The sequence below is a fragment of the Vibrio rotiferianus genome (assembly GCF_002214395.1).
Lineage (GTDB): Bacteria > Pseudomonadota > Gammaproteobacteria > Enterobacterales > Vibrionaceae > Vibrio > Vibrio rotiferianus.
On the sequence record NZ_CP018312.1, the window covers coordinates 3073324 to 3086535 of the forward strand.

Below are 13212 nucleotides of genomic sequence, written 5' to 3' on the forward strand. Positions count from 1 at the left end.
AATCGGTATACAGACAATCCAAGATTGTATGTCATGGAGATAGACAATGATTTACCAAGCCGAAACCCTACAGGTAAAGGAAGTACAAGATGGCATTGCAGAGCTTAGCTTCTGCTCTCCAAAATCCGTTAACAAGCTCGACCTAGCGACACTAGAGTCACTCGACAAGGCCCTTGATGCACTAAAAGCACACCAAGGACTGAAGGGCTTGATGCTCACCTCAGATAAAGACGCGTTCATTGTTGGCGCTGATATCACCGAATTCTTAGGACTTTTTGCAAAGACAGACGCTGAGCTCGATCAGTGGCTGCAATTTGCTAACAGCATCTTTAACAAGCTGGAAGACTTGCCTGTCCCAACTATCTCGGTACTAAAAGGCCACACGTTAGGTGGCGGTTGTGAGTGTGTGCTTGCAACTGATATGCGAATTGGTGACAAGACCACCAGCATCGGTCTACCAGAAACAAAACTGGGCATCATGCCGGGCTTTGGTGGTTGTGTGCGTCTGCCACGAGTTATCGGTGCCGATAGTGCGATGGAAGTGATCACTCAAGGAAAAGCGTGTCGTGCGGATGAAGCGTTAAAGATTGGTCTTCTGGATGCGGTTGTCGATAGCGACGCACTTTACGAGTCAGCACTCAAGACACTGATCTCGGCAATCAACGAGAAGTTGGACTGGCAAGCTCGTCGTAAGCAAAAGACATCACCACTTACGCTAAGTAAGCTCGAATCAATGATGAGCTTTACCATGGCGAAGGGTCTAGTGGCACAAAAAGCAGGTCCTCACTACCCTGCTCCAATGACAGCCGTTATTACTATTGAAGAAGGTGCTCGCTTTGCTCGTAACGAAGCACTCGACATTGAACGTAAGCACTTCGTAAAACTGGCTAAGTCTGAAGAAGCAAAATCACTGGTTGGTTTATTCCTCAACGACCAATACATCAAAGGGCTTGCTAAAAAATCAGCTAAGTCAGCGAGTAAAGACACGCAACGTGCAGCTGTACTTGGTGCAGGTATCATGGGCGGCGGCATCGCTTACCAATCTGCATTAAAAGGCGTGCCGGTGTTAATGAAAGACATCGCGCAACCTTCACTCGATTTAGGCATGACTGAAGCATCTAAGCTGCTGAATAAACGCTTATCTCGTGGTCGTATTGATGGCTTTAAGATGGCTGGTATTTTAGCGTCTATCACACCGAGCCTACATTACGCAGGCATCGAAGAATCAGACGTGATTGTTGAAGCCGTAGTAGAAAACCCGAAAGTAAAAGCAGCAGTTTTGAGTGAAGTCGAATCACATGTCGGTGAAGACACGGTTATCACCTCAAACACCTCGACGATTCCAATCAATCTATTAGCGAAATCGCTAAAACGTCCAGAAAACTTCTGTGGCATGCACTTCTTCAACCCAGTGCACCGCATGCCTCTTGTTGAGATCATCCGTGGTGAACATACCTCTGATGAAACCATCAATCGTGTTGTCGCCTACGCAGCGAAAATGGGCAAATCACCAATTGTCGTCAATGACTGCCCTGGGTTCTTTGTAAACCGCGTATTGTTCCCATACTTTGGTGGCTTTAGCATGCTACTTCGTGATGGCGCGGACTTTACGAAAATCGACAAAGTCATGGAACGTAAGTTTGGCTGGCCGATGGGACCTGCATACTTGCTCGATGTCGTTGGTATTGATACTGCTCACCACGCACAAGCCGTTATGGCGCAAGGTTTCCCAGAGCGTATGGGTAAACAAGGTCGTGACGCGATCGATGCACTGTTCGAAGCAAGCAAATACGGTCAGAAGAATGGCAGTGGCTTCTACAGCTACACCATAGATAGAAAAGGTAAGCCGAAGAAAACCTTCTCTGAAGAGATCTTGCCGGTGCTCGCTGACGTTTGTGCCGATAAACAGGACTTTGACGAACAAACCATCATTCAACGCATGATGATTCCAATGATCAACGAAGTGGTACTGTGTCTACAAGAAGGCATCATTGCCACTCCACAAGAAGCGGATATGGCTCTGGTTTACGGTCTTGGTTTCCCTCCATTCCGCGGTGGCGTATTCCGCTACCTAGATAGCGTAGGTATTGCTGAGTTTGTTGCAATGGCAAAACAATACTCAGAGCTCGGTGCAATGTACCAAGTACCACAGATGCTGATTGATATGGCGGCGAAAGGTGAAAGCTTTTACGGTGCACAACAGCAAGGTTCTATCTAAGGAGGGATTCTAAAATGACTAATCAAACAAGAAATGTTGTCGTAGTCGATTGTCTACGTACTCCAATGGGTCGCTCTAAAGGTGGTGCTTTCCGTCATACTCGAGCAGAAGATCTATCTGCGCGCCTGATGAAGGGCATTCTTGCGCGTAACCCACAGGTGAACCCAAGTGAGATTGAAGATATCTACTGGGGCTGTGTACAACAAACACTAGAGCAAGGCTTTAACGTTGCTCGTAATGCAGCGCTGCTTGCTGGCCTACCAATTGAGATTGGCGCCGTGACGGTGAACCGCTTGTGTGGTTCATCAATGCAAGCGCTTCACGACGGTACACGTGCCATCATGACGGGTGACGCTGAAATCTGCCTAATTGGTGGTGTTGAGCACATGGGACACGTACCAATGAACCACGGCGTGGACTTCCACCCTGGCATGTCAAAGACAGTTGCAAAAGCAGCCGGCATGATGGGCTTAACCGCTGAAATGCTTGGTAAGCTGCATGGCATTAGCCGTGAGCAACAAGACGAGTTTGCTGCGCGCTCTCATGCTCGTGCACATGCTGCAACCGTAGAGGGTCGTTTTAAAAACGAAATCCTACCAATTGAAGGTCATGCGGCTGATGGCACGCTGTTCACTCTGGATTACGATGAAGTCATTCGTCCTGAAACATCCGTTGAAGGTCTATCTCAACTTCGTCCTGTTTTCGATCCAGCAAACGGCACAGTCACAGCCGGTACATCATCAGCGCTGTCTGATGGCGCATCAGCGATGTTGATCATGAGCGAAGAGAAAGCCAATGAACTTGGTTTGAAGATCCGCGCACGCATTAAAGGTATGGCCATTGCGGGCTGCGATCCTTCCATTATGGGTTACGGTCCTGTACCTGCGACGCAAAAAGCGCTCAAGCGTGCAGGTCTTTCAATTGAAGACATGGATGTGGTTGAGCTAAACGAAGCATTTGCCGCGCAATCTCTACCATGTGCTAAAGACTTAGGTCTGCTTGATGTTATGGATGAAAAGGTCAACCTTAACGGTGGTGCAATTGCATTGGGTCACCCGCTTGGTTGTTCTGGCTCACGTATCTCAACAACGTTAATCAACCTTATGGAAGCGAAAGACGCGAAGTACGGTCTGGCAACCATGTGTATCGGTTTAGGCCAGGGTATTGCGACGGTATTTGAACGACCATAGTTTGTTGAAGAAACACTAGGTTGTAGTGTTCAATTCAACAATCACGAGCAAATACACCAATACTGAAAAGTTTTAGGTTTACACTTAAGGGCGGCATCTGATGTCGCCCTTTGTTTTACGCCAAACATTGCTCACATGCACAAAAAGCATACATAAAATGCTCAAGTTTCATTTTATTCATAGACAAAGAAGACATACACTTAGCAGCAGTTGATATCTTGCTGCATGTGACCCAGAGTCACGCTACCGCACAATCGGAGAACCTTATGTTTAATGCTCTAGTTCTAAATCAAGAAGACAAGCGTACTATCGCTAGCATCGAGCAAATCGATGAAACACAACTGCCTGAAGGCGACGTTCTGATTGACGTTGATTACTCATCGTTGAACTACAAAGACGGCCTTGCGATCACAGGTAAAGGTAAAATCATCCGTAACTTCCCGATGGTGCCGGGTATTGACCTAGCAGGTACGGTAGTAAGCTCAGAAGACGAGCGCTACCAAGCTGGCGACAAAGTTGTCTTAACTGGTTGGGGCGTAGGTGAAAACCATTGGGGCGGTATGTCTCAACGTGCTCGTCTAAAAGCGGATTGGCTAGTGCCATTACCAAAAGGTTTGGATAGCAAGAAAGCAATGATGGTTGGAACTGCTGGCTTCACCGGTATGCTATGTGTTCAAGCACTGCTTGATGCAGGCATCAAACCTGAAAATGGCGAAATCCTAGTAACTGGCGCAAGTGGCGGTGTAGGCTCAGTAGCCGTAACGCTTCTAGCACAGCTTGGCTACAAAGTGGCAGCCGTGACAGGTCGTGTTGAACAAAATGGCCCGCTACTGGAAAAGCTAGGTGCTAGTCGCATCATCGACCGTGTTGAATTTGAAGAGCCAGCACGTCCGCTTGAAAAACAAGTATGGGCAGGTGCGGTTGATACTGTGGGCAGCAAAGTACTAGCAAAAGTATTGGCACAAATGGATTACAACAGTGCAGTTGCGGCTTGCGGTCTTGCAGGTGGCTTCGATCTACCAACCACAGTGATGCCGTTCATCCTACGTAACGTTCGTCTACAAGGTGTGGATTCTGTTTCATGCCCATTTGAAAAACGTACTGCAGCATGGGAAAAATTGGTTGAGCTACTACCAGACAGCTACTTCGAACAAGCTTGTACTGAGGTAGAGCTAGCAGAAGCACCAAAATACGCTGAAGACATCACTAACGGTCAAGTAACTGGTCGCGTGGTTATCAAGCTATAAGCGTTAACTCTTTAATAGAATAAACAAAGCCGGGTCATCATCCGGCTTTTTGCTATTTGGATTCTAGGAAAAATTAGTCCAATCCCATATCTTCAATTCGTTTGGCAATAAGACGGCTACATTCTTCTCGAACCACCGCACGCAACCATTCTTGAGCGGGAGAGTGCTCGCAACGAGCATGCCAAATCATTGAGTATTCAAACGGCGTGAATTGGAATGGTAATGGCTTCACCACCAAGTCATAACGATCAGCAACCAAGTACGCTAAATCGGCTGGTACGGTAATGATGATTGGCAAAGTATCAACAATCGCCAGCGCCGCTTCCAAGTGATAAGCGCGTAATACCATCTGACGTTGCGGCTTCTCCACGAGCGCTTGTTCAATCAGCGCTTTAACCCCATCACTGATGGCGATCATGGCATGCGGGTGACTGAGATAATCATCCAGACTCATCTCTTTGTCAGCTAGCGGATGCTGCTTAGAGAGCAGACACAACACACCAACTCGCCCTAACACTTCACTGCGTAATGGTTCCACTGGACCTGTTGGACGACAAATCGCTAAGTCCGCGCCTTCATATGTTAATTGATCAGATAAGCGGTCGTGTTGCAGCGGCAAGAAGTTAAACGACACATTCGGTGCTTCTTGATAGATACGCGGCAAAGCAAAAGGCAAAATGGTTTGCATCGCGTAATCGGTGGTCGCGATAGTAAACGTCTGATCGCAACTGCGTGGATCAAACTCACGTGGAGAAAGTAATTGGCGCAGCGATTCCAGCGGTTCACCCAAAGAGCGATCAATTTCTAACGCTTTCTGGGTTGGGATCAAGCGCTGACCCTGGCGAGTAAACAGTGGGTCACCAAGCAGATCACGTAAACGCCCTAGCACACGACTCATAGCCGATTGGCTCAAATTCAAACGAGTGGCGGCTTTACTGACGCTGCTCTCTTCAATCAACACACGTAGTGCAACCAATAAGTTCAGATCTCGACGGTAGATGTCTTCTAATTCCACGATTTGCCACTTACCATGTTGGGGATTTAGATAAATTGTACTCTTCAGGCAAAAAAAATCCCGCCTTTCAGCGGGGAAGCCCAAGAAAAATGGGGATAGTGTCGGAATGAAGTGTCGTTAAACTTGGTGAGCGGTATATCAATAGGTTCCGATTACAGCAAGAAGCGCTAATTTTCTTGCTCAGATGCACCTGACCATTTGTGCATCTCAATCCAAATCCCAATAATGGTTGCACTCATGCCTAAAAGAGGCATCAATGAGGTTTCAGCTGGCGTTCGAAGCACTAATGCACAAAACGAGATGAAACATAAAACCGAATAGATGGTTAGTCTGTCTAACGCTGTTAACATCGTCTCTCCTTGCCAGTTGTTACCAAATTGTTAATTTAAGGTAAAACAAAAAAATCACTTTGCCAAGTGGTTATTGAATATTTTTTCAACGAAAGTAAAATTCACCGCTAAGTTAGTTACGAGAATCACATTATGAGTTTTAATCCTGAACTGGCGACCAAGACATTAGAGGCGGAAGGATTACGCTGCCCAGAGCCAGTAATGATGGTCAGGAAGACAATTCGAAACATGCAAGATGGTGAGGTATTGCTGGTAAAGGCAGACGACCCATCCACGACTCGAGATATCCCAAGTTTCTGTCGATTTATGGACCACCAGTTGGTTGCAGCGCAAACAGAACAGCTTCCATACCAATATCTAATTAAGAAAGGTTTGGAATAATCTCAGCAAGATCAAAAACGGCAGCCCAAAGGCTGCCGTTTGTTTATTCATCGTATTCTAGTGTGCGAAGTTCAGATTGTAGCTTATCTAATTGTTTTCTCATTGCACGCATCTCTTCGTGCATAGGAATAATATGCGCGACCCGAATCCATGCTTCTACCGTTAAGCCGGTAAGAATGAAGGTCCCTGCCACAATCGGCAACCACATATCAGTCAGCACCATCGCCAACAAGCACAGCGCCAAACCAAAGGTGAATAAATAACTCTGACTCTTTGGGGACATCCCCATATAACGTGTAAGCATAAACTTGCCCTCTCGCCATCATTCACACCATTAAAGTACCATGACAAGTATGGCACTAATATGTCACCCGTCACGGTCTTGAATGATTTTGAGCCAGAGTTTGAACTCGCGCATTACTTCACTAGTTATTGATAATTCAGACCATTTTATGTGCAATGAATCAGAACAATGCCGCTCCGATAGCTAGCGCGATAAACAGGAATGCGGTCACCTTACGAATCAACCCTAAAGGCATCTTATCCGCCGAGAGTTTGCCGATTAAAACCACAGGAACGTTGGCAAGCAACATACCAATCGTGGTACCAAGAATCACCCAACTCAATGCATCTGCGTATTGCGCACCCAAGATAGAAGTGGCGATCTGAGTTTTGTCGCCAATCTCTGCAACGAAGAAAGCAATAAAACTAGCAATGAATGGGCCTCGGTTAGAGATCTGCTCGTCATCATCTAACTTATCAGGGATCAGTACCCAAGCCGCCATGGCGACAAAACTGACCACTAGCACCCACTTAAGGACTTCTGGTGAAAGGTAATCGGCCACAACCACACCTAACCATGCAGCCAAAGCGTGGTTGGCAATCGTTGCCAAAAAGATTGCTGCAATAATTGGGATTGGCTTGCGGTAACGACTGGCAAGCAATAGAGATAGCAATTGGGTCTTATCGCCAATTTCTGCTAACGCTACAGTAGTAATTGAAATAGCTAAAACGCTCACGACATGCTCATTGGGGCGGGATAATTATTTTTAACCATAGACAAACCTCACGCCCCACCCCGGTTCGTGATGATTTGTCTAAGGTCTTGCTAAACCCATCAGGCTGATGAGTCTCGAGCGCCATGGTGATTTTGCACCAATTATGTTGACGAACGAACCGGATGAAACAGACATTTCATCGAGTAAGCTACTCCCCAAAGACAGGCGCAATTCTAGCCATGTTTCCCCACCATCTCAAGAGTGAAAGCCAGCGAAAACTCCCTTTTAGGAAAAATTCAGCAGATAAAGCGGTAAAAATCCATTAAAGGAGAAAATTGCCCACGAATTAATCAAGATTAGCTCTACTCCCATGCTCAATATCTGGGTATACTTGATCGTTATTTTATTCAACCGTCATTACTTTGAATCCTCACTGTTGAGGCTAGAAAACCCAACAATAGAGATGACTTCACAAGTAATAAGAGAATCGCGCGAACCTGACTTATGCAAAAATACGATATCAAAACCTTCCAGGGAATGATCCTCGCGCTGCAGGATTATTGGGCTCAAAATGGTTGCACCATTGTTCAACCGCTAGATATGGAAGTAGGTGCGGGTACCTCTCACCCAATGACATGTCTACGAGCACTTGGCCCAGAGCCAATGTCTACAGCTTACGTACAACCTTCACGTCGTCCTACTGATGGTCGTTACGGTGAAAACCCTAACCGCCTTCAGCACTACTACCAATTCCAAGTAGCGCTAAAACCATCGCCAGACAATATTCAAGAGTTGTACTTAGGTTCTCTAGAAGTACTTGGTATTGACCCACTTGTACACGACATCCGTTTCGTAGAAGACAACTGGGAAAACCCAACACTAGGCGCATGGGGTCTAGGCTGGGAAGTTTGGCTAAACGGCATGGAAGTGACTCAGTTCACTTACTTCCAGCAAGTTGGCGGCCTTGAGTGTAAACCAGTAACAGGTGAGATCACTTACGGTATCGAACGTCTAGCAATGTACATCCAAGAAGTAGATTCAGTTTACGATCTTACTTGGAACATCGCACCAGATGGCAGCAAAGTGACTTACGGTGATATCTTCCACCAAAACGAAGTAGAGCAATCGACTTACAACTTTGAACATGCTGACGTTGAATTCCTATTCAGCTTCTTTGAGCAATGTGAAAAAGAGTGTAAAGAGCTGCTTGAGCTTGAAAAGCCACTGCCACTACCAGCTTACGAGCGCATCCTTAAAGCAGGTCACGCATTCAACTTACTAGACGCACGTAAAGCGATCTCAGTAACTGAACGTCAACGTTACATCCTGCGCATCCGCAACCTGACGAAAGCAGTTGCAGAAGCATACTACGCATCGCGTGAAGCTCTTGGCTTCCCAATGTGTAAGAAAGAACAAGCGTAAGGGGTAGAGTAACATGGCAAAAGAATTTCTAATCGAGCTAGGTACAGAAGAGCTACCACCAACGCAACTTCGCACTCTAGCTGAAGCATTCGCAGCAAACTTCGAAGCAGAACTAAAAGGCGCTGAGCTTGCTCACGAAGGCGTAAAATGGTTCGCGGCACCTCGTCGTCTTGCATTAAAAGTAGCAGCACTAGCAGACAGCCAGTCTGACAAAGTTGTTGAAAAACGTGGTCCTGCGGTTTCTGCAGCGTTTGACGCGGAAGGTAACGCAACTAAAGCGGCTCAAGGCTGGGCACGCGGTTGCGGTATCACTGTTGACCAAGCAGAACGCATGGTAACAGACAAAGGTGAATGGCTACTGTTCAAACAAGAAGTGAAAGGTCAGCCAACATCTGACATCGTAGTTGAACTTGCAGCGAAAGCACTAGCAAACCTACCTATCGCAAAACCAATGCGTTGGGGTAATAAAACAACTCAATTTATCCGTCCAGTTAAGACGCTAACCATGCTAATGGGCAGCGACCTAATCGAAGGCGAGATCCTTGGTGTCGCTTCTGACCGCACTATTCGTGGTCACCGCTTCATGGGTGAGCAAGAGTTCACTATCGATTCTGCTGAGCAATACCCTGCGATCCTAGAAGAGCGCGGCAAAGTAATGGCAGATTACGAAGCGCGTAAAGCAATCATCCTAGCTGACGCACAAAAAGCGGCAGCAGCGGTTGGCGGTATCGCTGATCTAGAAGATGACCTAGTAGAAGAAGTTACATCTCTGGTTGAATGGCCAGTAGTACTAACAGCGAAGTTTGAAGAAGAGTTCCTAAAAGTGCCTTCTGAAGCTTTGGTTTACACCATGAAAGGTGACCAGAAGTACTTCCCTGTTTATGACGAAAACAAGAAGCTACTACCTAACTTCATCTTCGTATCGAACATCGAATCAAAAGAGCCTCGCTACGTAATCGAAGGTAACGAGAAAGTGGTTCGTCCTCGTCTTGCTGACGCAGAGTTCTTCTTCAACACAGACCGTAAGCGTCCACTTATCGACCGTCTGCCTGAACTAGAGCAAGCGATCTTCCAAAAGCAACTGGGTACGATCAAAGACAAAACAGACCGCATCACTGCACTAGCTGGCTACATTGCAAAACAGATTGATGCTGATGTAGAAAAAGCGACACGTGCTGGTCTACTAGCGAAATGTGACCTAATGACCTCTATGGTATTCGAATTTACGGATACTCAAGGTGTAATGGGCATGCATTACGCGAAGCACGACGGTGAAGATGAACAAGTTGCTTTAGCGCTTTACGAGCAATACATGCCTCGTTTTGCTGGTGACCAACTACCAAGCACAAACATCTCTTCAGCAGTTGCAATGGCAGATAAGCTAGACACTATCGTTGGTATCTTCGGTATTGGTCAAGCACCTAAGGGCTCGGATCCATTCGCACTGCGTCGTGCATCACTAGGTGTACTGCGTATTATCGTTGAGAATGGCTACAACCTAGACCTTGTCGATCTAATCCGCGAATCGAAAGTCCAGTTTGGTAACAAACTTACTAACGAGAATGTTGAGCAAGACGTGATTGATTTCATGCTAGGTCGTTTCAACGCATGGTACAAAGACGAAGGCTTCAGCGTAGACATCATTCAAGCAGTACTGGCGCGTCGTCCGACTAAACCAGCAGACTTCGACCAACGTGTTAAAGCGGTATCTCACTTCCGTGAACTGGAAGCGGCAGAGTCTCTAGCAGCAGCGAACAAGCGTGTTGGTAACATCCTAGCGAAATTCGACGGCGAACTAGCAGCAGACATCGATCTAGCACTTCTACAAGAAGACGCAGAGAAAGCACTAGCAGAAAGCGTTGAAGTAATGACAGAAGCGCTAGAGCCAGCGTTTGCAACTGGTAACTACCAAGAAGCGCTAAGCAAGCTAGCTGATCTACGTGAACCAGTTGATGCGTTCTTTGATAACGTAATGGTAATGGCAGACGACGAAGCACTTAAGAAGAACCGTCTGACTCTACTAAACAACCTGCGTAACCTGTTCCTACAGATCGCAGATATTTCTTTGCTTCAAAAGTAATTCATTACTCTTCGAAGTGATTAAGAAATAAGTAAAAGGGAAGCAGATGCTTCCCTTTTTTGTTGCCTTCAAACTGATGTGAGCGGCATTTATTATTCATTTTGTGAACAATACGAAAATTTGTAGGGTGAGATGCATTTAACTTCTCGGTGCAGAGCTCGGATTGTAGAGGCACAGTTTTGCTATAACTGGGCTGTTTATTCGGGGGAAGGACACAATGAAAAAAACAATTCTCGCACTCTCTATTGGTCTACTGAGCGCCTGCAGCCAGATTCCAGAAAATGCCATCGTATTAAGTGTTGGTGACGACACTACCGTATTCGAACAAAGCTCTGAAGGACTACTTATCGCAGAGCAAAAACTGGAAAAAGGCAGCTACACCTTTACCATTGCCGACAGCAAACAGAGCTGTGGCAGTAGCTTTGCCCTAGCAGAAGAAAGCCGCATCAAATTCAATCGTCCATTAAAAATGGATAATTGCGCCACAGATGTGCAAATGCCGCTGCGCATCTTCAAAGCCAATACCTATCAATTTACGCTCGACCCAACCACCAACGAGCTAACGGTAAAAATAAAACCAAAGCAGAGTCAGGACATTACCTACTCTTGCCCTGTCGCAACTGACACACCAAAAACCATCAATGTTGCCAACACCTTTACTGACGGCACGGTTGTTCGTGATGCCTTAACCGGACAAGAAACGACCGTCGCCAATGGCAGCGTAACCATGCAGCCGGGGCCTATGAGCCAAGGTCTGTTATTGATAGAAGAAGTTGAGCAGCAAGCCGAAAAACCGTTCAGCTGGGACAACGCGACGGTGTATTTCGTCATGACTGACCGCTTCTACAATGGCAACCCAGATAATGACAACAGCTACGGTCGTAGTAAAGACGGAAAATACGAGATTGGCACCTTCCACGGTGGTGACTTAGCGGGTCTGACGAAAAAACTCGATTACATCGAATCTCTTGGTGTGAACGCTATTTGGATAACCTCGCCACTGGAACAAATCCATGGTTGGGTTGGCGGCGGCGATAAAGGCGACTTTAAACACTACGGCTACCACGGTTACTACCATCAAGATTGGACCAAACTCGATGCCAATATGGGTACCGAAGATGAACTAAAAACCTTCGTCGATACCGCACATAAGAAAGGCATTCGCGTGATTTGGGATGTGGTCATGAACCACACTGGCTACGCGACATTAGCAGACATGCAGGAGTTCGGATTTGGTCAGCTTTACCTTGATGACCAAGAAGCCAAAGAAATCCTTGGTGAGAAATGGACCGACTGGCAGCCAAAACCAGGACAAAGCTGGCACAGCTTCAACGATTACATCAAATACGGTGATAGCGAAGCGTGGGAAAAGTGGTGGGGCAAAGATTGGCTTCGCACCGACATTGGCGATTACGATGCGCCGGGATACAACGACATCACCATGTCTTTGAACTACTTACCGGATCTCAAAACCGAATCAACTCAGAAAACCGGACTACCAAACTTCTTCCGCAATAAAGACACCAATGCGCAAGATGAACTGCAAACCCCGCGTGAGCATCTGATTACGTGGTTATCCGACTGGGTACGTGACTATGGCATTGATGGCTTCCGCGTCGACACCGCTAAACACGTTGAAATGGAAGCGTGGGCAGAGTTGAAAGCCAGCACCACTCAAGCGCTTGCCCAGTGGAAGCAAAACAATCCAGACAAAGCACTAGATGACCTGCCATTTTGGATGACAGGTGAAGTATGGGCACACAGCGTGGTGAAGAGTCCGTATTTCGATAACGGCTTCGATTCCATCATCAACTTCGAGTTCCAATCTGATGTCGCACCAAAAGCACTGAAGTGTTTTGCTCAGCTTGATGGAGACTACCGCCGCTATGCAGAACGCATCAACAGCGACACTGAGTTCAATGTGTTGAGCTACCTGTCTTCACACGATACTCAACTTTTCTGGGCGGCACGCAGCCGCAGTTTTGATGACCAAGCTCGTGCAGCCAATGCGTTGATGCTGGCGCCAGGTGCAGTGCAAATCTACTATGGTGACGAGATCGCCCGTGACTTTGGTGTTACCGGCTCGGACGCTCACCAAGGTACTCGCTCTGATATGCCATGGGATAAGATTAATGGCGAGCGTGAAGACTTACTGCAGCATTGGCAAAAGTTGGGGGATTTCCGTAAACGCCACCCAGCGGTTGCACAAGGCAAGCACATCACTCGCAATCAAGAAGGTTACTACGCGTTCGAACGCCAATACCAAGACGACAAAGTACTGATTGTTTACACCGGTGAGTAATGTGCTCAG

11 protein-coding genes are annotated in these 13212 nt (G+C 46.8%); 7 read left to right on the forward strand and 4 right to left on the reverse strand.

Annotated features, from left to right (window positions below; translation table 11 throughout):
• The first annotated feature begins 46 nt into the window (after positions 1-46).
• From fadB to acuI, 3 genes are all read left to right on the forward strand, one after another.
• Positions 47-2218: a fatty acid oxidation complex subunit alpha FadB gene (gene fadB, locus BSZ04_RS23440; protein WP_088881498.1), complete on the forward strand. Its 2172-nt coding sequence runs from the start codon at positions 47-49 to the stop codon at positions 2216-2218.
• Positions 2219-2232: 14 nt separating this feature from the next.
• Entirely contained in the window at positions 2233-3408 is a 1176-nt protein-coding gene (gene fadA / locus BSZ04_RS23445; RefSeq protein WP_005426042.1) for an acetyl-CoA C-acyltransferase FadA, read from the forward strand.
• A gap of 266 nt (positions 3409-3674) precedes the next feature.
• A complete protein-coding gene (gene acuI / locus BSZ04_RS23450) occupies positions 3675-4655 on the forward strand; it encodes an acrylyl-CoA reductase (NADPH) (RefSeq protein ID WP_010444809.1) in 981 nt (326 codons plus the stop codon).
• Between the two features lie 73 nt (positions 4656-4728).
• On the opposite strand, the gene BSZ04_RS23455 is transcribed toward acuI, so the two are convergent.
• Together BSZ04_RS23455 and BSZ04_RS23460 are read right to left on the reverse strand one after the other, a co-directional pair.
• A complete protein-coding gene (locus BSZ04_RS23455) occupies positions 4729-5670 on the reverse strand; it encodes a LysR family transcriptional regulator (protein WP_088881499.1) in 942 nt (313 codons plus the stop codon).
• 167 nt (positions 5671-5837) lie between these two features.
• On the reverse strand, positions 5838-6020 hold the full coding sequence (locus tag BSZ04_RS23460; protein WP_045386113.1) for a hypothetical protein: 183 nt from the start codon (positions 6018-6020) through the stop codon (positions 5838-5840).
• Between the two features lie 132 nt (positions 6021-6152).
• On the opposite strand from BSZ04_RS23460, the gene tusA reads away from it, so the two are divergent.
• Positions 6153-6401: a sulfurtransferase TusA gene (gene tusA, locus BSZ04_RS23465; protein ID WP_010444805.1), complete on the forward strand. Its 249-nt coding sequence runs from the start codon at positions 6153-6155 to the stop codon at positions 6399-6401.
• A gap of 43 nt (positions 6402-6444) precedes the next feature.
• Here tusA and BSZ04_RS23470 read toward each other — a convergent pair whose 3' ends face one another.
• Both BSZ04_RS23470 and BSZ04_RS23475 read right to left on the reverse strand, forming a co-directional pair.
• On the reverse strand, positions 6445-6705 hold the full coding sequence (locus tag BSZ04_RS23470; RefSeq protein WP_088881500.1) for a hypothetical protein: 261 nt from the start codon (positions 6703-6705) through the stop codon (positions 6445-6447).
• 160 nt (positions 6706-6865) lie between these two features.
• Positions 6866-7420 (reverse strand): TMEM165/GDT1 family protein, encoded by a 555-nt coding sequence (locus BSZ04_RS23475; RefSeq protein WP_010444803.1) that lies wholly within the window; start codon positions 7418-7420, stop codon positions 6866-6868.
• Positions 7421-7903: 483 nt separating this feature from the next.
• On the opposite strand from BSZ04_RS23475, the gene glyQ reads away from it, so the two are divergent.
• The 3 genes from glyQ (at position 7904) to BSZ04_RS23490 (ending at position 13203) form a co-directional block, all read left to right on the forward strand.
• Positions 7904-8821 (forward strand): glycine--tRNA ligase subunit alpha, encoded by a 918-nt coding sequence (glyQ, locus tag BSZ04_RS23480; RefSeq protein WP_038885249.1) that lies wholly within the window; start codon positions 7904-7906, stop codon positions 8819-8821.
• Between the two features lie 13 nt (positions 8822-8834).
• Positions 8835-10901, forward strand: coding sequence for a glycine--tRNA ligase subunit beta (glyS, locus tag BSZ04_RS23485; RefSeq protein WP_088881501.1), 2067 nt, complete (start codon positions 8835-8837; stop codon positions 10899-10901).
• A 217-nt stretch (positions 10902-11118) separates the two neighbouring features.
• Entirely contained in the window at positions 11119-13203 is a 2085-nt protein-coding gene (locus BSZ04_RS23490; RefSeq protein WP_088881502.1) for an alpha-amylase, read from the forward strand.
• Positions 13204-13212 lie beyond the last annotated feature (9 nt).